The sequence below is a fragment of the Mesorhizobium calcicola genome (assembly GCF_042682105.1).
Taxonomy (GTDB): Bacteria; Pseudomonadota; Alphaproteobacteria; order Rhizobiales; family Rhizobiaceae; genus Mesorhizobium; species Mesorhizobium calcicola.
The window spans coordinates 87203-105866 of sequence record NZ_JBHUGY010000046.1 but is presented as its reverse complement, the minus strand read 5'-3'; the positions used below and the strand labels follow the sequence as shown (position 1 = coordinate 105866).

The window sequence follows — 18664 nt, the reverse complement described above, 5'->3', positions numbered from 1 at the left end:
GGGCGCCACTTCCGTCGCGGCGCCGGCCAAGCAGGAGCCGACATGTCGATGGCCGGCGCGTCGGGAAGGCCGGCGTCCGGCATGATGTCGGGAACAACCGGCAGCACGCAGCGAGCGCGGCGCATCGGAGGCGGATGGCACCGGCGCGTCGACGGCGGGTGATGACGCCGATGAGCCAGTCTCGACCGCGGGAGGTGAGCCGGCTTCGACCGCGGGAGCGGAGCCCGCGCCAAGCTCGACCACCGGTGCATCGCCTTGCGGGCCGACATCCGCCACCGCCGGCAGGTACTCGGATTCGATTTCGGTGATTTTCGCCTGGATCGACTTGCGGCGCTTGGATGGCGGTTTCCACGGTCACGTCCGGATGGCCTTCAGCGCGCGCGTCGAGCGCGGCAAAAGCCTGTCGATAGACCCTTTCGCGGAAACGCGCGGTCCTCGGCGTTGCTTTCTCGAAGGCGTTCCGGATCGCTTTTGTCGATCGCGTCCAAGCGGGTCCCTCTGCACGTTTGCCCAACCTGCCATGATCGTAGCCGCAGGCGACCAATCAATCAACGGGCGAGCCGGCGCATTCTGCCTTGTCGGGGTTCAGTGCAAAGTCCATTCCGGCACTGTCAACGCGGCATGACATCCGCAGGAATTGCCAAGTCGCACTTGAATTCGCGGCCGGTTGAGTCTATCACCCAGCCATCTTGGAGGTCTTGGCCTCCCGGGCCGCTTTAGCTCAGTGGTAGAGCACATCATTCGTAATGATGGGGTCAGGTGTTCGAGTCACCTAAGCGGCACCATATTTTCCAGTAAAATTAAGCAAGTTCAAATGGATGCCTGAAGATCATTCGGCCATCCTCTAACGTACCACCCATCAAGAAGTTCTGAAGCCCGCCACAGGTGAAGCAACGGACTTCGTCCTCTCGCAACCCTTCGGCACCAACCGGCTGGCGTCCGGAGAAATTGGAGGGATGATTCCATGTTCGCAGGTTGGAGGCCTCGCCTCGGGATCGAACCGAGGCTTCAGAGATTTGCCGTCTCCAGCGTAGCCGCTCCGCCACGAGGCCATCGCCGTTCAAGTAGCGGCCAATATTTACGGAAGGGTTAAGGCCGGGGAGATCGATTCGGCGCGCCACGGGCCGCCGTCCGGCGAAGCATATCGGCCATTGTCGGGACCCTGGTTTGGTGTGAAACTTGGAGCCTCAGCATGGGAGGTCGAAAATGCCCAACAGTTTCAAGACCGGAGACGTCGTCAGGCTGAAGTCCGGGGGCCCGAAGATGACCATAAGCGACGGCGCGGCCTCAGGCATATTTATGTGCCATTGGTTCAACCGCGAGGGTGACGTGTGGACCCCGCAACATGCCGGCTTCAAACCTGACCAGTTGGTCGCCGCTGACCAATCAGACTAGAGACGGATGATTTCAGGTCGAATCGACCTGAAATCTGAATCCACCTCTAACTTTCGGCATCATGCTCCGGCGGCTCGTCCAGCCGCGCGAATGGATCGACATTGGCGACCGACGGATTTCGTTCGTCGCGGCGTTTAACGGTTGAAGCGTGATGGCGGCAAGGCCGCCGGCAACGCGCCAACCCGGAGACGCCAAGCATGATCAGCCGTTCGACAATCGTCGTTGCCTTGGGTTTGCAGACCGCTGCGGCCCTCGCCCAGACAACGACACCGCCCCCAGCCCCGACACCGCCGACCGTCGCACCGACTGCCCCGGCGGCAAAATCCGACATCACGCTGGCCAAGTTCCAGAAGCGGCGGGAAAAGGCGATCATGGCGGCCGACACCGACGGCGACGGCAAGATCAGCCTGCTGGAATGGGAAGCTTTTCAGGCCAAACGCAACGTCAAGGGCGACCCCAGCAAATCCTTTGCACGTCTCGATTCCAACCATGACGGCTTCATCGACCGCGCCGAACTCGATGCGTTCTTCGCCAAGCGCTTTGCCAGGCTGGACAAGAATGCCGACGGCGTGCTCACGGGCGACGAACTGCCGGGCCTTAAAACCGCTCCCAAGCCGGAGCAATGACCAAGAGGCAATGACGCGCGATGAACATCGGGAGTGCGCCGGCTGATGAGCGCCGATCCGGACGAGGAGCTGGTTCGCCGTGTCGGCGCCGGCGATCCGGCAGCCGTGCAAACGCTCGTCGCGCGCAAGCTGCCGCGCATCCTGGCGCTTGCCGTGCGCATGCTCGGCGATGCGGCGGAGGCCGAGGATGTCGCGCAGGAAACCTTTGTGCGGATCTGGCGCCATGCCTCGAGCTGGCGGCGCGGCAATGCACGCTTCGACAGCTGGATCCACCGGGTGACGTTGAACTTGTGCTACGACCGGCTGCGCCGCAGGCGCGAATGGGTGACCGACGACGTGCCGGATGTGGTCGATCCCGCGGCGCTTCCCGATGCCCATCGCCAAGAGGACGCGCAACGGGTCGAACAGGCATTGCAAGGCATTGCGCCGCGCCAGCGCGAAGCGATCATTCTGGTCTACTACCAGGACATGTCCAACCTCGAGGCGGCAACGACCTTGGCGATCAGCGTCGATGCCCTGGAGAGCCTGCTTTCGCGCGGCCGGCGGTCGCTGCAGACGATCCTGGCCAGGGATGGCGCCAATGAGTGAGAACCGGGCAAGCCTGACCGCGCAACGGCCATCGCGCCTTGCACCGATGGGGGAGACACATGGCTGAAGGGTCCAGGAACGAACCGGCTATGGATGCCAAGCGCTTTGCGGCCTTGGCGGCGGCTTATGGCGGTGACTTGCGACGATGGCCGGCGGCCGAACGGATGGCAGGCACGATCTTTGCTCAACGCGAGGCAGGCCTGGCCATCCTGCGGCATGCCGGGACCCTTGACAGGCTGCTCGACAGCTATGGCGTCGAGACCCCCGGCAAAGCGCTGCATGGCGCCATCCTGCAGGCCGCCGGCCGGCACCTCGTCCAACGCCGGCGTCGCCGGTTCTGGTGGCTGGGACTGGGACTTGCCGGCATTGGTCTGGCCGGCGCTGTCGCTGGACTGGCCCTGGTGAGCATCGTCACGCCCGAGGTCCAGCCGGACCACTATGTGCTGGATGCCGATGCGACGGCGTTCGGCAATGCCAGCCCCGACCGCGACACGATCGAGGAAGACCTATGAACATGAGCCGCAACCTTGTCACCCTGTCGGTGGTGCTCAACGTCTTCCTCGCCGGAGCGCTTGCCGGCGGGGCCATCTGGATAAGAAGCGGAAAAGGCCAACCCTACTCGCTGGAGGCGGCCGGTGGCCGGCTTCCCGAGCAGGATCGCACGATGTTCCGCAAGGCGTTGCGCGACGTTCGCCGTGAATCCCAACAGGGCATTCTCGACGGCCAGCAGGCCAGGCGTGAAGCCGCAGACCTGCTGCAACAGCCGGTTCTGGACACGACGGCCCTGTCGGCGGCGCTGGAGCGAGCCCGCAATGCCGACGTCGCAGTCCGCACGCGGCTGGAGCAGCGCATCGTCGAGTTCGCGGCGGCGAGTTCTGCCGAGGGTCGCAGCGTGCTGGCGGAAGGGCTGACAAAACGCGCCGGGCCGCGGCTGTTTGCGGTGCCAAAAAAATCGCCGTGACGACCGACGGAAAGCGTCGACGCCGTCGTTTAACAGGAGAAGGGCAGGACCTGCCGGACCCGTGTGGTGCGAACAGGTCTTTCTTCATTGGAAACTTTTGGAGCATGGTCATGAATCATCTGACAAAATACGCGCTCACCGCCGTTCTTGCCGTGACAGGAACGGTTGCGGCGGCCGCGGCATCCTCGGCGATGCCAATGGCGCCGCTCGATCGAACAGCCGCGCCGGCGCTGGTCGAGCATGTCGCCTGGGGCTGTGGACCGGGCTGGCATCCCAATCCCTGGGGACGCTGCGTTCCGAACCGTGTGGTGGTCTACCCTCGTTACCACCATTGGCATGGCCCGGCCTTCTACGCCTGGCATCGGCACCATGTCTGGCATCGCCGGCATCACTGGTAGAATGCGCGGGGCCGGCGCCTCGGTGCCGGCCTCCAACCCAAGGTGTTGCAGACAACGGAATCGAGCACACCTTTCGCTCCGGGGCATAGGATGCACCCGCATGGAAGGTCTCGTTACAGACGCTCGTCCCCCAACGTCGCCACGGTCTTCAGCGCGCCGTCGAGCATATCGCCCTTCTCGTCCTTCAGCGCCGCCTCGCGCAGGCGGCGGATCCAGTCGGCGGCATCCGCGCGGCCCTTGACCAGATGGAGCGCCGACAGCACGCGGTCGAATTTCGACTGCGCCCGGACGTGGGTGTCGCTGTAGCCCTTGATCAGCCGGCGGCAATTGAGAATTTCGACGGCGAGCGCATAGTCCTCGGGCGCATGGGCGAGCGCCAGCGCGTACCAGCGATCGAGATGCGCGGTCTCGACCTTGTGGCGCAGCAGGCCGCGGCGCCAGCGGCGCAGGCCGCCGATGAACCAGAGTGCCGCGAAGCCGGCAAAGCTGTCCGTGCGGATGCGGCGGCCATGGTTGATGCGACGGTCGAGGAAAGCGGCAAGCTTCGGCCGGCTCTCGATATAGCTGCCCAGCCCCGCCGGCATCGTGCCGCAGAACTCCTCGATGCGCGGATGAAAATATTCGGTGACCTGCAGGATCGAGCCGTCCTTGACGCCGACTTCCTTGCGCACGCGCCTGTCGCGCGTCGCGCGTGTTTTCAGGTCGGCGACGCGGATCATGTCGTCATAGCACAGCGCGTTGGCGAGATGCTTGGCGGCGGCGATGGACAGCGCATAAGCATGGTCGGCGCTGTCCAGCGCGACGGCCAGGTCGAGCCGGTCAAGATAGTCGCCGCCATAGGCGATGTCCTGATAGTCGACGACCTTTCGCAAGCCGCGAAGCGCCATGTCGCGCACAGGTCCAGGCAAAGCGCCGACACGGGCCGACAGTTGCTGCCAGCCCTTCATCAAGCTTTCCGGACCGCTGACGGTCCCGGCCGCATCGAGGACAGGCGTAGCGGCTTTAAGCTCTGCCGGCTTCGGCGCCGTCGCGGCCGTGCCGCGCGCGCGGTCATAGGCGGCGCCAAAGGCGGCAAGGCTGGCCTTGACGCCGCGGCCGCCGGCACCGATCGCCTGCTCATAGCTTTCGCGCGTGAACGGCAGCGCGTCGGATCCGGCCAGCGCGCCAAGCAGGCTGGCCGAGATCATCGAACCATTGTCGGCGGCGATCTTTTCCATGTCGAAGGCGATGAAGCGCTTGGACGCGGCTTCCGCCGTCGCGTGCACCTTGGAAGATGAGGCCCGGCCGTCGCCCGGCTCGATCTTTTCCGACACGGCGGCAATGCGGTGCGAAGAAGCGATCAGCGTGGTGCGTTCGGGCGTGACGAAACCGCGGATGATGGCGCGGCCGGCTTCCATCAGTTCCGCCGCGATCAGGATGTCGACATCGCCTTGCGAGGGCGACAGCGCGAAGACCGGCAGCCGGCCGGTGTCGCGCGCCATCTCGACATAGTAGATTGTGGCGCCGGTGCGCTGGGCGACGCCGGCGACCGAGGTCGATTGCGCGACATAACCATTGCGCTCGGCGACGTCGGTGATCCAGTCGGCCAGCACGCCGCCGCCCTGGCCGCCGACCGCCAGCACGGCGAGCTTGATGACGCGCTCGTCGTCTTCGGCGCCGGCCCGGGGGCGAAATGGAGGGACAGCGTCAAGCATCGGCGAAGGTCAGGCGCCGGCTTTCGCGGCGGCGCTGCAACAGGCCGATGGTGGCGCGGCGGCCGGCTTCGAGGAAGCGGTCCCAACGGCTCGGATTGTGCACGACATCGGCGCGGTAGAAGGATGGGCAGAGCACCGCCGCATCGGCGACCTCGCCGCAATTGCCGCAGCCGACGCAGCTCTGGTCGATATGCGCCACCGGGTCGTCGCGCAGCGGATCGTCGAGCGACTTGACCGACAGCGACGGACAGCCCGACAACCGCATGCAGGCGTGATCGCCTGTGCAGATATCCTCGTCGACACCGAATTTCGGTTTGACGACACGCTCGCCACCGTTGATCGCCTTGTCGACCAGCGGCTTTTCGCGGCGCTGGCGGTTGAGCATGCATTCGGACGACGCGACGATGACCTTCGGCCCCTTCTCGTCGGTGGTCAGCGCCTCGCGCAGCGTGTCCTGCATCTTGCCGACATCGTAGGTGCGGTCGATGTGGCGCAGCCATTTGACGCCCATGCCTTTCACCGCTTCGGTGATCGGATGCTTCGTCGACTTGGTCTTGTTGCCGGCGCGGGACGACAGAATGTCCTGCCCGCCGGTGGCGGCCGAATAGAAATTGTCGACGATGACGATGACACCGTCGTTCTTGTTGAACACCGCATTGCCGACCGAGGAGGTCAGGCCGTTGTGCCAGAAGCCGCCATCGCCGACGAAGGAGATCGAGCGGCGCTTGGCGTCCGGCGAATTGAACGCCGAGGCAGACGCGGGGCCCAGTCCATAGCCCATGGTGGTGGCGCCGAGCTCGAAAGGCGGCATGATCGAGAACAGGTGGCAGCCGATGTCGGAGGCGATGTGGTGCTTGCCGAGTTCCTGCTCGATGAGCTTGGTGGCGGCAAAGATCGGACGCTCCGGGCAGCCGATGCAGAAGCCCGGCGGACGGCCCGGCACGACATTGATCAGGTCGGCGGTGTCGACGCCGTCGCCGATTTTGTTGGGCGCGCGCACCTCGCCCGGCAAAAGATGCGGCGCCTCGGCGCGCAGGAAGGCGCCGATGCCGTCGAGCATGACCTGGCCGGTGTATTCGCCGGCCATCGGCAGATGCTCCTTGCCGACCAGCCTGGTGCCGCGCCCGGCCTTGTGCAGCATCGCCGCAAACGCCTGCTCGATGTAATTGGGCTGGCCTTCCTCGACGACCAGCACGGATTGCTTGCCCTCGCAGAAGGACAGGAACTCATCGTCGATCAAGGGATAGACGGCGTTGAGCACATAGAGCGGCACGTCGGTGTCGCCATAGGTGTCGGCAAGGCCGAGGCGCTGCAAGGCACGAATGACCGAATTGTACATGCCGCCCTGCATGACGATGCCGACCGAGCCGTGGTCCGAGCCGAACATCTCGTTGATCTTGTTCTTGCGGATGAACTCCACGGCCGCCGGCCAGCGCTTCTGCACCTTCTCCTTCTCGTGCAGGAAGGAGGCGGGCGGCAGCACGATGCGGCCGGTGTCGCGGCGCGGTGCGTCGAGCGCATCGGCCACCGTCATCGGCGGCCGTTTGTTATCCTTGGCGATGAAATGACCATGGACGTGGCAGCAGCGGATGCGGACCTGTAGCATGACCGGCGTGTTGGAAATCTCGGAAAGCTCGAAGCCGTCCTCCACCGCCTTGACGATCGACGGCAAATTGGGGCGCGGGTCAAGCAGCCAGACCTGGCTCTTCATGGCGAAGGCATGGCTGCGCTCCTGCATTATCGAGGAGCCTTCACCGTAATCCTCGCCGACGATGATCAGCGCGCCGCCGGTGACACCGCCCGACGCCAGATTGGCGAGCGCGTCGGAGGCGACATTGGTGCCGACCGTCGACTTGAAGGTCGCCGCACCGCGAATGGGGTAATGCACCGAGGCCGCCAGCATGGCGGTGGCCGTCGCTTCCGAGGCGCTGGCTTCGAAATGCACGCCGAGCTCGCCCAGAATATCCTGCGCGTCGGCCAGCACGTCCATCAGATGGCTGATCGGCGCGCCCTGATAGCCGCCTACATAGCCGACGCCGCATTGCAGCAGCGCCTTGGTGATGGCGAGAATGCCTTCGCCGGCAAACTCCTCGCCGGCGCCGAGCCGGAGCTTCTCGACTTCCTTGGCAAAAGACCGTTCGGCCATTTTTTCTCCTTTCCGTTGCCGCCCGGCCCGTTGTCGCCTGGCATTGGCGGCGCGTAGGTCTAGATGTCGTGCTTGCGAATGTTCTTGAGCATCTTCAAAAGCGTGGCGATCAGTGCGGCGTATTCGGCATCGTCGACATCGTCGAACATCGCCTCGAAGGCGTCATGCATCGCCGGCCAGGCGCGTGCGAACTCGGCGCGGCCATCATCGGTCAGGAACACATGGCGGATGCGACTGTCGGTGACCCCCTGCTCGCGCCGGACAAACCCTTGTCCCTCCAGCGTGTCGAGTGTCCGGCTCAAGGTCGACTGCTCGATCACCGTATAGACCGAGAGATCGTTGACGGTGACGCCGTCGGTGACCGACAGCACGGCCAGCGTGCGGACCTGCGGAATGGTCAGGCCCTGCTTGCGGAAATCGTCGCGCAAGGTGGCGTTGTAGCGGCCCATGATGCGGTTCATCAGATAGGGCGCGAACTGCTGCAGGCCGATCTGCCCCAAGGTCGAAATGCGCTGACGCTTTTCCGCAACCTTCTGTTCCATCACAGCCTCCCCGCCAGGAGAAAGCCGGAGCCACCGCCGAGGCCGGCGCCCGGATGGGTCGAGGCGCCGATATGGTAGAGGTTTTTGATACCGGTCTGGTGGTTGCGGCTGGTCTTGAACGGGCGCCACAGGAACGACTGATCGATGGTCGAGGAGCCGCCATAAGGGTCGCCGCCAACCAGATTGACGTTCATCGCCTCGAGATCAGCCGGCGAATAGGCGCGGCGCGCGATGACGCTGTCCTTGAAGCCGTCGATATGGCTGGCGAGAATGGCTTCGGCTCGATCGGCATAGGCCTCGCGCAGCGCGTCGGTCCATTGCCCGTCAGCCGGTGTCTGCAGCGTGCCCGCCGCATCGCCCTTGATGTGCCGTGGCGCCTCGGGCAGTTGCAGCCACAGGATGGCCTTGCCCTGAGGGCAGCGCGAGGGATCGAGCGCATGCGGCTGGCCGACGCAGATGGTCGGCACCTCGGGCAGCATGCCGCGCGCTGCCTCGTTGCAGGCTTTCGACACGCCATCCAGTCCTGGCGTCAGGTGCAGCAGCGCCACCTTGTCCAGGCCTTCGCCACGCCACGCCGGCGGCCTGTCCAAGGCGTAGTGGATCTGGAAGTTGCCTTTACCGTAGCGATATTTCCGCATCGCCTCGACATCGGCCTTGGGAGCCTCGCTGCCGAGCAGCCGGCCATAAAGCTGCGTCGGCGTCACCGAGCAGATGACGCTCTTCTTCGCATGGACCGTTTCGCCCGAGGCCAGCCGCACGCCGCTGGCGCGGCCCCCGGCCAGGATGATGGAGGCAACGTCCGCTTCGGTGGAGATGACACCGCCGCGCTCGGTGATGAGCGCCTCGAAGGCTGACAGCAGGTTCTTCGCGCCGCCCTTGACGATCGGCGCACCCGCCGCCTCCAGAGCGAAAGCGATGACCCTGGCGATCTGGCCGGAGAACGCATCCTCGGGTCCAAGCCCGGCATGGAGCACCCAGGGCGCCCACAACGCGCGGACGGTTTCGGACTGGTAGGTGCTTTCCAGCCAATTGCGCGCCGGCACCAGCGCCTCGCCGAGGACGGCGGCTAGGCCGCGCGGGCCGCGCCGCCAGGCGTCACCGGTCAGCAGTTTCGCCGTCGGATAGGACCACAGGCTGCCGCCGAGCAGGCCGAACAGCAGGCCGGCATTGCGCTCGATGTTGCCGACATCATCCGCATGCCGGTCGCCGTCGCCTGCCGCGATCGCGTTGAGCGCCGCGATGTTGGCGGCGCGGTCGGTGCTGAGCACGGCATGGCTGCCGCCCGGCCGCAGCACGCCGGTCGGCGTGCCGGTATGGCAGAACTCCAGCCCGTGCCGGGCGAGGTCGGCGCCAAGTGCGGCAAAGGCCGGCGAGGTGATGAACAGCACGAAGGTCGTCGCCATCACATCATGGATGAAGCCGGGCGCCGTGATCTCCTCGGTGCGCATGCAGCCGCCGATGCGGTCGTTGCGCTCGAGCACGAGCACATCAGCGCCCTTGCCGCCGAGCATCGCCGCGCAGACCAGCGCGTTGATGCCGCTGCCGACGATGATGTGATCCGGCGCTTTCATCGACACTTGCTCTCCGCCGGCAGAAGGTGAGATTCAATCGCGCGGAATTGCGTTCCTTCGCGCTCACCCCTGCACGGTCGCCGTACCATCACTCCAGTTTCGCCTGCGCGCATGATCTTCTCCCGAAGACCCCACTTCGCCCTATTGCTTCGACACAAGCGCCAGGGCACGGATCGGGCTGCCGGTGCCATGCTCGATCTTGAGCGGCGCCGCGATCAGGATGGCGCCCTTCGGCGGCAGCTGGTCGAGGTTGCAGAGGCTGGCCAGCCCGTAGCGGTTGGCCTTGTGCATCAGCGTGTGCGCCGGGAATGGCGGCTCCATCCCGCCTGCTTTGCCAGCATCGGTGCCGATCGTCTCGCTGCCCCAGCCCTTGATGTCCTTGCTGATCAGAAACTGAATGGCTTCCGCCGTTGGGCCGGGCGTATGCGGGCCGGTCTCGTTGGCGTTGAGGAACTCGGCTTCGGAGCCATTGCGCTTGTACCAGTCGGTGCGCATCACCACCCACTCGCCGGCATTGATGGCGCCATGCTTGGCTTCCCATGCCTTGATGTGGTCGACGGTGAGCAGGAAATCGTGGTCGGCGGCTGCTTCCTTCGAGCAGTCGATGACATTGACCGGGCCGACGAAGTTCTGCGCCGGAATGGTGTCGGTGGCGCCGTCCGGATAATCCTTGCCGGTGATCCAGTGCTGCGGCGCGTCGAAATGCGTGCCCGAATGCTCGCCGAGCTTCAGCCAGTTCCACGCCCACCAAGGGCCGTTCTTGTCATAGCGGGAGATCGCGTGGATTTCGACCTTCGGCGTGTCGACGGCGAGTTCCGGCGGCAGCTTGATCAGCGGCGTATCAGGCCCAAGCGGTGCCGACAGGTCGACCACCTTGATGGCGCCTGAAAGAAGCTGGCCGGCGACTTCGCCGAGGAGTTTTTGCGTGTCCATGGTCTCTGTTCCCTCTTCGTGATGGTGATGAAGGCTCGTCTCGGCCCTTAATATCCTACTAGACGAAAACATATGCATCTGCAATTATCTTTAAGCATAAAGGAAATGGGACCGGGGTGTGAGCGAGTTCGACGCCATCTTTGTCGGGGCGGGCCACAACAGTCTGGCATGCGCCGCGCATCTGGCGCTCAAAGGCTGGAAAACCGGGGTTTTTGAACGCAGTGCAACAATCGGCGGCGCGGTCCAGACCCGCGAATTCACCCTTCCCGGTTTCCGTCACGATTTCGGCGCGATGAATCTGAGCTTGTTTGCCGGCTCGGCCTTTCACCGGAAATATGCAAATGAATTGAACCGCCAAGGACTGGAGTTCGCGCCGGTCGCCAACTGTTTCGCCAGCGCCTTCCCGGACGGACGCTGGTTCGGCGTCAGCAACGACCTGGAAAAGACCGCGTCGCGCATGGCCGCCTTCTCCGCCGCCGATGCCGCGACGTGGCGCAGGCTGGTTGCCGCTTTCCCGGTGGAAGCCGAGCATCTGTTCCGCTTGCTGGGATCGCCGATGACCGCCCGCGCGCTTGCCGGCACGGCCTGGAACCTGTGGCGCAAGAAGGGCATCGTCGGCGCGCTCGATACCGGACGGCTGCTGCTGTCATCGCCCCGCGCCTGGCTGGAGGAGAATTTCGAGTCGCCTCATGTGCGGGCAACACTCGCCACCTGGGGCATGCATCTCGACTTCGCCCCCGACATCGCCGGCGGGGCGGTGTTCCCCTATCTGGAATCGATGGCCAACCAGAGTTTCGGCATGGTGCTGGGCAAGGGCGGCGCCGACACCATGATCCGCGCGCTATCGGGCATGGTAACGTCAGCCGGTGGCAAGATCGTCACCGGGGCCGACGTGGCCGAAATCATGGTTTCCGCCGGCAAGGCGACCGGCGTGCGGCTCGCTTCCGGCGAAATCCACACCGCGACCAAGGCGGTCATTGCCGGCGTTGCGCCGAAAGCGCTGACCGGCAAGTTGCTACCCAATGGTTCGGGCGACGCCGGCTTCGACGCGGCGATGAAAAAGTTCCGCCACGCGCCGGGAACGATGATGATCCATCTAGCGCTGGACGATCTGCCGGACTGGCACGCCAGCCCCGAGCTTCGGCAGTTTGCCTATGTGCATCTGTCGCCGTCGCTCTATGCCATGTCGCGCACCTACCAGCAGGCGATGGCGGGCATGCTGCCGGACGAGCCAGTGCTGGTCGTCGGCCAGCCGACAGCGATCGATCCGTCGCGCGCGCCTGAGGGCAAGCATGTGCTCTGGGTGCAGGTGCGCATGCTGCCCGTCGAAATCCATGGCGATGCGGCCGGCAAGATCGCGCCAGCGCACTGGGACATTGTCAAGGAGGTCTACGCCGACCGTGTCCTCGACATCATCGAGAGCTACGCGCCCGGCCTGCGCAGCAAGATCCTCGGCCGCGCCGTCTTCTCGCCCATCGACCTCGAGAGCGAGAACCCGAACCTCGTCGGCGGCGACCAGGTCTGCGGCAGCCACCATCTGGCGCAGAATTTCCTGTTCCGCCCAGTGCGCGGTTTCGCCGGCTGGAACACGCCGGTCGGCAATCTGCATCTCACGGGCGCCGCGACATGGCCGGGAGCCGGCACCGGTGCCGCCTCGGGCTACATGCTCGCGCAACAGCTTGGCGGGAGGTAGGAGCCCTGGATTTTTCTCGGTGAAGGAGGGGCAAGGCGCTGCTGCCCAAGGAACCTGGACCAATGAACTGAGATTGCCGCGCAAAGACAATAAACCAACAAGGGGAACGACCATGACAATCAACAGACGCGAATTGCTCGGATACAGTGCGGCGACACTTGGAGCCGCCGCTGTCGGCCTGCCGCGGCTCGCCAAGGCGGCTGCCGGCGAACTGACCATCGCCTACAACGTCAACCTGCCGTCCTGGGACCCGACCACCGGACCTTCGGCCGTCAACCCGACGATCCAGGGGCTCTACCAGTCGGTGTTCGACCAGTTCATCCCGCAGAAGCCGGACCTGTCCTTCGCGCCCGGCCTGCTCACCGAATGGGGCTGGAACGACGACCGCACCAAGATCATGATGACGGTGCGCGAAGGCGTGACCTGGCATGACGGCTCGCCATTCACGGCCGAGGATGTGGTCTGGTCGCTGCAGCGGGCGGGCGACGAAAAGACCGGCAACCCGATCCAGTTCGTCTGGAAGAACGTCAACAACTTCAAGATCGACGGCAACAAGATCACGGGCGATGTCGTGCAGTTCGACCCGGTGTATTTCAAATGGATGTCGTTCCTGACCGGCTACATCATGCCGAAGGCCTATTACGAGAAGGTCGGCGCCGAGGGTTTCGAGAGGGCGCCGATCGGCACCGGCCCCTATATGGTCGAGAAATTCGAGCGCAACGCCTTCCTGCGGCTGAAAGCCAACCCGAACTACTGGGGCGGCAAGCCGGCCTTCGAGAACGTGACGATCAAGTTCGTCGCCGATGCGGCGAGCCGGGTCGCCGAGATCGAATCCGGCTCCTCGCAGGTGACGCTCGAAATCCCCTATGAGGAGTATGACCGGCTGATCGCCAAGGACGGGCTTGCCGGCTCGTGCAAGAACGTCTCCGACATCGGCATGATCTTCTTCAACGACATCGAGGCGATGCTGGACAAGAATGTCCGACAGGCAGCCGTCATGTCGATCGACAAGAAGCTCTTGGTCGACCGCCTGCTGCGCGGCTATGGCCAGCCGATCGACACGCTGGAGACGCCGGAATACACGGCCTACGATGCGTCGATCAAGGTCGAGCACAATCCGGAGAAGGCCAAGGAACTGTTGGCCGCTTCCGGCTATTCGCCGGAAAAGCCGGTCAAGTTCACCATCCAGACGACCAAGGGCTTCAAGCCCAAGGACTACGAGATGATCCAGGCGATCGTCGGCATGTGGCGCAAGGTCGGCATCGAGGCGACAATCGAGGTCTACGAGATCGCCAAGCATTATGAGTTGCGCGCCGCCGACAAGCTGGCGCCAGCCGCCTTCTACAATTGGGGCAACGCCATCGGCGATCCGACGACCTCGACCGGCTTTGCCATGTATGGCCCGAGCCCGCATTCGGTGTGGGACAGCCAGGACCTGATCGACATGATCAACCCGCTGTGGGGCGAGAAGGACGAAGCCAAGCGCATCGCCGGCTGGAAAGCGGTCGACAAATACATCGCCGAGCAGGCCTATGTACTGCCGCTGATCCAGTATGCGCAGCCGATCGTGCATGCCAAGGGCGTCAATGTCGTCCAGCATGTGTCCGGCGCGCTGCTGCCGGCCTTGATGACCCCGGCCTGAAACGAGGAGGCACGCCGTCGAGAGACGGTGTGTCTTGTCCAGCTACGCGGGCCCCCTCATCCGGCCTTCGGGCCGCGAAACGGCCGGATGAGGGGGGCTGTCCGTTCCATCAGTCCCAGAAACGCATTGGGCTTGCGCCAGAATGCTCCTGCAAAGATTCCTGATCCGTCTTCTGACCATGCTGGTGACGCTGTTCGGCGTGGCCGTCGTCGTCTTTGTGGTGATCCGCGTTGCGCCGGGCGATCCGATCGCGATGATGCTGCCGCCCGGCGCGACGGATGCCGACAGCGCCCGGCTGCGAGCACTCTATGGTCTCGACAAGACCATCGTGCAGCAGTTCTTCATCTGGCTGTCCGGCGTGGTCCGAGGCGATTTCGGCACTTCGATCTCGCTGCGACAGGATGTGCTGGGCCTGGTCTTCAACCGGCTGCCGGCGACGCTGGAGCTTGCCATCGTTGCTCTTGTGATGGCGGTGACCATCGGCGGCACGACGGCGATCCTCGGTGCCCGCGAACGTGGCACGGCGGTCGAGGCCGGCATCGACATCGCCAGCGGTGCCGCCCTTTCCATTCCCGATTTCCTGTGGGGCCTGGTGCTGATCCTTTTGTTTGGCGTGCTGGTGCCGATCTTCGACATTTCCGGCCGGGTGTCACCGCAACTCGACCTGCCTTTCGTCACCCAGTTCTATCTGTTCGAGAGCTTGCTTCGACTGCGCTTCGACCTGACCTGGGATCTCTTGAAGCACATGCTGATGCCGGCCGTTGCGCTGGCGCTGCCGCTGGCGGCGATAATATCGCAGCTATTGAAACAGTCGCTGAAGGAAGTGCTCGACCTCGACTATGTCGTGCTGGCGCGCGTGAAGGGTTTTTCGGAAACGCAGGTCATCCTGCGCGAGGCACTGAAGAATGCTGCCCTGCCGACGCTGACCCTTGTCGGTGTGCAGTTCACCTTCCTGATCGGCGGCACGGTCATCGTCGAGCGGCTGTTTTCCTTTGAGGGCCTCGGCAACATGGCGATCGATGCCGTCATCAACCGCGACCTGCCGCTGATCCAGGGCATCGTGCTGGTGTTCGCGCTGCTGTTCGTATTGATCAACCTCACTGTCGACATGATGTACGCATTGCTCAACCCGAGGCTGCGCCATGGATGAGGGCCGCACCCCGAGGCGTGGCGTATCCCCCCGCTTGTGGCTGGCCGGCGGCTGGCTGCTGCTGGCGCTGCTGGCCGCGATCTTCGCACCGCTGGTCGCGCCGCAGGATCCGCTGGCGCAGGATTTGATGCTGGAGCGGCTGCCGCCGTTCTGGCTTGATGGAGCCGAGCCCGGCTATTGGCTGGGCACTGACAGCCTCGGCCGCGATCTCTTGTCCCGGCTGATCTTCGGCGGCCGTATCGCCTTTGTCGTCGCCTTTGCCGCCGCCATCGCCACATGCCTGGTCGGCTCGACACTCGGTCTGATATCTGGCTATTTCGGCGGCTGGACCGACCGCATCATCTCGCGCATCGTCGATGTCTGGATGGCGTTTCCGCCGGTGCTGTTCGCCATCCTTTTGGTCGCCGTGCTCGGCACTGGGCTCAGTTCCGTCATCATCGCCATCGCCGTCATCGACTGGACGCGCTTCTGCCGCGTGATCCGTGCCGAGACGATGGGCCAGTCGCGCATGGACTATGTCGAGAATGCCCGCATCGCCGGCTATGGCCGCATCGGCATCATGCTGCGCGAAGTGCTGCCCAATGTGGTGCCGTCGATCGTGGCATTGCTGTCCTTGGAAATGGGCATCGCTGTCATCGTCGAGGCGATCCTGTCCTTCGTCAATTTGTCGATCTCGACCGACGACCCGACCTGGGGCGGCATCATCGCCGAGGGCCGGCTGTCGATCCATCAGGCCTGGTGGGTGCTGGTGTTCCCGCTGATCACCCTAATCCTGACCGTGCTGTCGTTCAGCCAGTTCGGCGAAGCGCTGAAAACGCGCTTCGATCCGGTGCTGCGATGAGCGCCTGTCTCGACATCAGGGATTTAAGTGCCGTGCTGCCGAGCGGCCAGCGCGTGCTGCGCTCGGTGTCGCTTGCCGTTCAACCGGGCGAGGTGCGCGCGCTGGTCGGCGAGAGCGGGGCAGGCAAGACGATGATCGGCAAGGCGGTGCTCGGTGTCCTGCCGTCGAGCGTGCGCATTGTCGAAGGCGATATTCTGCTTGAAGGCGAAGACCTCAGCAGACTGCAGCCGAAGGCACGCCGCACGCTGATCGGCGCACGCACGGCGCTGATCCCGCAGGACCCGCTGACCGCGCTCAACCCGTCACGCCGCATCGGCTCGCAGATGACCGACCGGCTGGTGCGCATCCTGGGCTGGAGTGGCGAGAGGGCCGATACCCGCATTCGCCAGTTGTTGGACGAGGTGCAGATCCGCGACCCCGACCGCGTTCTGAAGAGCTATCCGCACGAGCTTTCCGGTGGCATGCGGCAGCGCGTGCTGATCGCCGCCGCCTTTGCCGCGGAGCCACGGCTGATCGTCGCCGACGAGCCGACGACCGCACTCGACGTCACCGTGCAGAAGCAGATCCTGCGGCTGATCGCGCAACTGCAGCGCGACCACGGCACGGCGATCCTGTTCGTCACCCACGATCTCGGCGTCGTCGCCAAGATCAGCCAGAAGGTCTCGGTGCTCTATGCCGGCAAGGTGGTGGAAGAGGCCGAAACGGCCGCGCTGTTCGCCGCGCCGCAACACCCCTATACGCGGGCACTGATGGCCGCCACGCCGCGCTACACCGATCCCTTCGCCTCGCTGAAGCCTGTGGACGAGGCGGTGCTGGCCAGGCTTGCCGCCGAGATTGCCGCCACCGACCGGGCCTGGAGGCGACCGCATGGCTGAGCCGCTGTTTTCCGTGCGCGGGCTGAAGGTCGCCCTGCCCGACATGACGCGCAAGCCGCTGATCGGCCGCGCGCCGCTGGCTGAGATTTTGAAGGGCCTGGACTTCGATCTGCCCAAGGGCTCGGTGACCGGCATCGTCGGCGAATCCGGATCGGGAAAATCGACGCTCGGCCGTGCATTGGTGCGGCTCTTGGAACCCAGCGCCGGCAGCATCAGTTTCGACGGCCGCGACATCACCCATTTGCCGGAGGCGGAACTGCGGCCGCTGCGCCGCAACCTGCAGATGATCTTCCAGGACCCGATGTCGTCGCTCAATCCGCGCCGCACCATCGCCAGCATCATCGCCGCGCCACTCAAGCAGAATGGCCTTGGCGACAATCTGAAGGCCCGCGTCGCCGAAGCCTTGCTGCGCGTCGGCCTGCCGCAAAGCTTCGCCAGCCGCTATCGCCACGAGCTGTCGGGCGGCCAGCGCCAGCGCGTCGGCATTGCGCGCGCGCTGGCGCTGTCGCCGAAATTCGTGCTGGCCGACGAGATCGTCTCCGGCCTCGACGTATCGACACAGGCGCAGATCCTCACCCTTCTGGAGAAGCTTGCTGCCGAGATGGGCCTGACCGTCGCCTTCATTAGCCACGATTTGTCGGTCATTCGGCGGCTGTGCCGGCAAGTGATCGTCATGCGCGAAGGCGTGATCGTCGAAGCGAGCGCCACCGATACGCTGTTCGACAATCCACGGCAGGCCTACACGCGCGACCTGATCTCAGCCATTCCGCTGCCCGAAATCGATGCGGGCTGGCTGGACATCCCTTCCGCCGCCAAGGCGCCGACATGAATGCATACGCACGCCGAAAAGCGGGCCTCGGAGATGCGACAGGCGAAATGACCAGGCCCCGCCAATGGAGGAGGACTGACATGAAGACGATACTTCGAAACGCAACGCTCGCCGCCGCTCTCCTTGGCAGCGCCGGAATGGCCGCCGCCAGCTCGATCCCCGGGATGCGCGGCCACGATCACACTGGCATCACGGTCCCCGACATGAAGCAGGCGGTCGACTTCTTCACCGAAGTCGTCGGCTGCAAGAAAGCGATGGCCTTCGGCCCGTTCGCCGACGACAAGGGCACATTCATGCAGGATCTGCTCGGCGTCGATCCGAAGGCGGTCATCGAAGAGATCACCATGGTCCGCTGCGGCTATGGTTCGAACATTGAGCTGTTCAAATACACCGCACCCGACCAGAAGGACCTGACACCAAAGAACAGCGACATCGGCGGCTTCCACATCGCCTTCTATGTCGATGACGTCGCCGCCGCCAAAGCCTATCTCGATGCCAAGGGCGTGAAGACCCGATTGGGGCCGCTGCCGGTCAAGGAGGGGCCGGCCGCCGGCCAGACCATTCTCTACTTCCAGGCGCCTTGGGGGCTGCAACTGGAAGCGATCAGCTACCCCTCGGGAATGGCTTACGAGAAAGGTGCCGAGACCGTGCTGTGGAGCCCGAAGAACCCGGAAAAATGATTTGAGGGCGCGCTTGGGTGTCGTCACGCAAGCGCGCCCTTCGCGATATCCGGATAATCATTTCGATATGAAACTTTAAGCTTGAAATAATTTATCTCCG

The 18664-nt window shown here is 64.5% G+C and carries 19 protein-coding genes and 2 tRNA genes; 14 read left to right on the top strand and 7 right to left on the bottom strand.

Annotation, left to right across the window (positions count from 1 at the left end; translation table 11 throughout):
* The first annotated feature begins 710 nt into the window (after positions 1-710).
* Positions 711-785: transfer RNA gene (locus ACFSQT_RS28015), tRNA-Thr, on the top strand.
* 191 nt (positions 786-976) lie between these two features.
* On the opposite strand, the gene ACFSQT_RS28010 is transcribed toward ACFSQT_RS28015, so the two are convergent.
* Positions 977-1052: transfer RNA gene (locus ACFSQT_RS28010), tRNA-Cys, on the bottom strand.
* A gap of 154 nt (positions 1053-1206) precedes the next feature.
* Between ACFSQT_RS28010 and ACFSQT_RS28005 the strand changes: the two genes are divergently transcribed.
* Entirely contained in the window at positions 1207-1395 is a 189-nt protein-coding gene (locus ACFSQT_RS28005; RefSeq protein ID WP_379017476.1) for a YodC family protein, read from the top strand.
* Positions 1396-1441: 46 nt separating this feature from the next.
* Here ACFSQT_RS28005 and ACFSQT_RS28000 read toward each other — a convergent pair whose 3' ends face one another.
* Positions 1442-1768 (bottom strand): hypothetical protein, encoded by a 327-nt coding sequence (locus tag ACFSQT_RS28000; RefSeq protein WP_379017475.1) that lies wholly within the window; start codon positions 1766-1768, stop codon positions 1442-1444.
* Between ACFSQT_RS28000 and ACFSQT_RS27995 the strand changes: the two genes are divergently transcribed.
* The 5 genes from ACFSQT_RS27995 to ACFSQT_RS27975 all read left to right on the top strand — a co-directional run bounded on the left by ACFSQT_RS27995 (position 1767) and on the right by ACFSQT_RS27975 (position 3968).
* Positions 1767-2021: an EF-hand domain-containing protein gene (locus ACFSQT_RS27995; protein ID WP_379017473.1), complete on the top strand. Its 255-nt coding sequence runs from the start codon at positions 1767-1769 to the stop codon at positions 2019-2021. The genes ACFSQT_RS28000 and ACFSQT_RS27995 overlap by 2 nt on opposite strands.
* A 45-nt stretch (positions 2022-2066) precedes the next feature.
* Positions 2067-2609: an RNA polymerase sigma factor gene (locus ACFSQT_RS27990; RefSeq protein ID WP_379017471.1), complete on the top strand. Its 543-nt coding sequence runs from the start codon at positions 2067-2069 to the stop codon at positions 2607-2609.
* A gap of 59 nt (positions 2610-2668) precedes the next feature.
* Complete coding sequence (locus ACFSQT_RS27985; RefSeq protein ID WP_379017469.1) at positions 2669-3121, top strand: hypothetical protein; 453 nt, start codon at positions 2669-2671, stop codon at positions 3119-3121.
* 2 nt (positions 3122-3123) lie between these two features.
* The gene (locus ACFSQT_RS27980; protein ID WP_379017468.1) at positions 3124-3570 is read left to right on the top strand and encodes a periplasmic heavy metal sensor; all 447 of its coding nucleotides are present in this window, start codon (positions 3124-3126) and stop codon (positions 3568-3570) included.
* Positions 3571-3680: 110 nt separating this feature from the next.
* Positions 3681-3968 carry a GCG_CRPN prefix-to-repeats domain-containing protein gene (locus tag ACFSQT_RS27975; protein WP_379017466.1) on the top strand — a complete coding sequence of 96 codons (288 nt, stop codon included), beginning with the start codon at positions 3681-3683 and terminating at the stop codon, positions 3966-3968.
* Between the two features lie 113 nt (positions 3969-4081).
* Here ACFSQT_RS27975 and ACFSQT_RS27970 read toward each other — a convergent pair whose 3' ends face one another.
* The 5 genes from ACFSQT_RS27970 to ACFSQT_RS27950 all read right to left on the bottom strand — a co-directional run bounded on the left by ACFSQT_RS27970 (position 4082) and on the right by ACFSQT_RS27950 (position 10854).
* Complete coding sequence (locus tag ACFSQT_RS27970; RefSeq protein WP_379024210.1) at positions 4082-5662, bottom strand: indolepyruvate oxidoreductase subunit beta family protein; 1581 nt, start codon at positions 5660-5662, stop codon at positions 4082-4084.
* Positions 5655-7808 carry a thiamine pyrophosphate-dependent enzyme gene (locus ACFSQT_RS27965; protein WP_379024208.1) on the bottom strand — a complete coding sequence of 718 codons (2154 nt, stop codon included), beginning with the start codon at positions 7806-7808 and terminating at the stop codon, positions 5655-5657. The genes ACFSQT_RS27970 and ACFSQT_RS27965 overlap by 8 nt, the downstream gene beginning before the upstream one ends.
* Before the next feature lie 59 nt (positions 7809-7867).
* Entirely contained in the window at positions 7868-8350 is a 483-nt protein-coding gene (locus ACFSQT_RS27960; protein ID WP_379024206.1) for a MarR family winged helix-turn-helix transcriptional regulator, read from the bottom strand.
* Positions 8350-9921 (bottom strand): phytoene desaturase family protein, encoded by a 1572-nt coding sequence (locus ACFSQT_RS27955; protein WP_379024204.1) that lies wholly within the window; start codon positions 9919-9921, stop codon positions 8350-8352. Before ACFSQT_RS27955 ends, ACFSQT_RS27960 begins: the two co-directional genes overlap by 1 nt.
* A 141-nt stretch (positions 9922-10062) precedes the next feature.
* On the bottom strand, positions 10063-10854 hold the full coding sequence (locus tag ACFSQT_RS27950) for a cyclase family protein (RefSeq protein ID WP_379024202.1): 792 nt from the start codon (positions 10852-10854) through the stop codon (positions 10063-10065).
* A gap of 118 nt (positions 10855-10972) precedes the next feature.
* Between ACFSQT_RS27950 and ACFSQT_RS27945 the strand changes: the two genes are divergently transcribed.
* From ACFSQT_RS27945 to ACFSQT_RS27915, 7 genes are all read left to right on the top strand, one after another.
* The gene (locus ACFSQT_RS27945; protein WP_379024200.1) at positions 10973-12547 is read left to right on the top strand and encodes a phytoene desaturase family protein; all 1575 of its coding nucleotides are present in this window, start codon (positions 10973-10975) and stop codon (positions 12545-12547) included.
* A gap of 112 nt (positions 12548-12659) precedes the next feature.
* The gene (locus tag ACFSQT_RS27940; protein ID WP_379024198.1) at positions 12660-14189 is read left to right on the top strand and encodes an ABC transporter substrate-binding protein; all 1530 of its coding nucleotides are present in this window, start codon (positions 12660-12662) and stop codon (positions 14187-14189) included.
* A 142-nt stretch (positions 14190-14331) separates the two neighbouring features.
* Positions 14332-15339: an ABC transporter permease gene (locus ACFSQT_RS27935; RefSeq protein ID WP_379024196.1), complete on the top strand. Its 1008-nt coding sequence runs from the start codon at positions 14332-14334 to the stop codon at positions 15337-15339.
* Positions 15332-16180 (top strand): ABC transporter permease, encoded by an 849-nt coding sequence (locus ACFSQT_RS27930; protein WP_379024194.1) that lies wholly within the window; start codon positions 15332-15334, stop codon positions 16178-16180. The genes ACFSQT_RS27935 and ACFSQT_RS27930 overlap by 8 nt, the downstream gene beginning before the upstream one ends.
* Positions 16177-17055, top strand: a complete 879-nt coding sequence (locus ACFSQT_RS27925; RefSeq protein ID WP_379024192.1) for an ABC transporter ATP-binding protein — start codon at positions 16177-16179, stop codon at positions 17053-17055. The genes ACFSQT_RS27930 and ACFSQT_RS27925 overlap by 4 nt, the downstream gene beginning before the upstream one ends.
* The gene (locus tag ACFSQT_RS27920; protein WP_379024190.1) at positions 17048-17884 is read left to right on the top strand and encodes an ATP-binding cassette domain-containing protein; all 837 of its coding nucleotides are present in this window, start codon (positions 17048-17050) and stop codon (positions 17882-17884) included. Before ACFSQT_RS27925 ends, ACFSQT_RS27920 begins: the two co-directional genes overlap by 8 nt.
* Before the next feature lie 80 nt (positions 17885-17964).
* Positions 17965-18564 (top strand): VOC family protein, encoded by a 600-nt coding sequence (locus tag ACFSQT_RS27915; protein ID WP_379024188.1) that lies wholly within the window; start codon positions 17965-17967, stop codon positions 18562-18564.
* The last annotated feature ends 100 nt before the right edge of the window (positions 18565-18664 follow it).

What these genes read in the sequence shown, in the direction of transcription:
- ACFSQT_RS28005 (WP_379017476.1), top strand. Translation starts at nt 1,207, where the DNA reads ATGCCCAACAGTTTCAAGACCGGAGACGTCGTCAGGCTGAAGTCCGGG.
- ACFSQT_RS27995 (WP_379017473.1), top strand. Translation starts at nt 1,767, where the DNA reads ATGGCGGCCGACACCGACGGCGACGGCAAGATCAGCCTGCTGGAATGG.
- ACFSQT_RS28000 (WP_379017475.1), bottom strand. Translation starts at nt 1,768, where the DNA reads ATGATCGCCTTTTCCCGCCGCTTCTGGAACTTGGCCAGCGTGATGTCG.
- ACFSQT_RS27990 (WP_379017471.1), top strand. Translation starts at nt 2,067, where the DNA reads ATGAGCGCCGATCCGGACGAGGAGCTGGTTCGCCGTGTCGGCGCCGGC.
- ACFSQT_RS27985 (WP_379017469.1), top strand. Translation starts at nt 2,669, where the DNA reads ATGGCTGAAGGGTCCAGGAACGAACCGGCTATGGATGCCAAGCGCTTT.
- ACFSQT_RS27980 (WP_379017468.1), top strand. Translation starts at nt 3,124, where the DNA reads ATGAGCCGCAACCTTGTCACCCTGTCGGTGGTGCTCAACGTCTTCCTC.
- ACFSQT_RS27975 (WP_379017466.1), top strand. Translation starts at nt 3,681, where the DNA reads ATGAATCATCTGACAAAATACGCGCTCACCGCCGTTCTTGCCGTGACA.
- ACFSQT_RS27970 (WP_379024210.1), bottom strand. Translation starts at nt 5,662, where the DNA reads ATGCTTGACGCTGTCCCTCCATTTCGCCCCCGGGCCGGCGCCGAAGAC.
- ACFSQT_RS27965 (WP_379024208.1), bottom strand. Translation starts at nt 7,808, where the DNA reads ATGGCCGAACGGTCTTTTGCCAAGGAAGTCGAGAAGCTCCGGCTCGGC.
- ACFSQT_RS27960 (WP_379024206.1), bottom strand. Translation starts at nt 8,350, where the DNA reads ATGGAACAGAAGGTTGCGGAAAAGCGTCAGCGCATTTCGACCTTGGGG.
- ACFSQT_RS27955 (WP_379024204.1), bottom strand. Translation starts at nt 9,921, where the DNA reads ATGAAAGCGCCGGATCACATCATCGTCGGCAGCGGCATCAACGCGCTG.
- ACFSQT_RS27950 (WP_379024202.1), bottom strand. Translation starts at nt 10,854, where the DNA reads ATGGACACGCAAAAACTCCTCGGCGAAGTCGCCGGCCAGCTTCTTTCA.
- ACFSQT_RS27940 (WP_379024198.1), top strand. Translation starts at nt 12,660, where the DNA reads ATGACAATCAACAGACGCGAATTGCTCGGATACAGTGCGGCGACACTT.
- ACFSQT_RS27935 (WP_379024196.1), top strand. Translation starts at nt 14,332, where the DNA reads ATGCTCCTGCAAAGATTCCTGATCCGTCTTCTGACCATGCTGGTGACG.
- ACFSQT_RS27930 (WP_379024194.1), top strand. Translation starts at nt 15,332, where the DNA reads ATGGATGAGGGCCGCACCCCGAGGCGTGGCGTATCCCCCCGCTTGTGG.
- ACFSQT_RS27925 (WP_379024192.1), top strand. Translation starts at nt 16,177, where the DNA reads ATGAGCGCCTGTCTCGACATCAGGGATTTAAGTGCCGTGCTGCCGAGC.
- ACFSQT_RS27920 (WP_379024190.1), top strand. Translation starts at nt 17,048, where the DNA reads ATGGCTGAGCCGCTGTTTTCCGTGCGCGGGCTGAAGGTCGCCCTGCCC.
- ACFSQT_RS27915 (WP_379024188.1), top strand. Translation starts at nt 17,965, where the DNA reads ATGAAGACGATACTTCGAAACGCAACGCTCGCCGCCGCTCTCCTTGGC.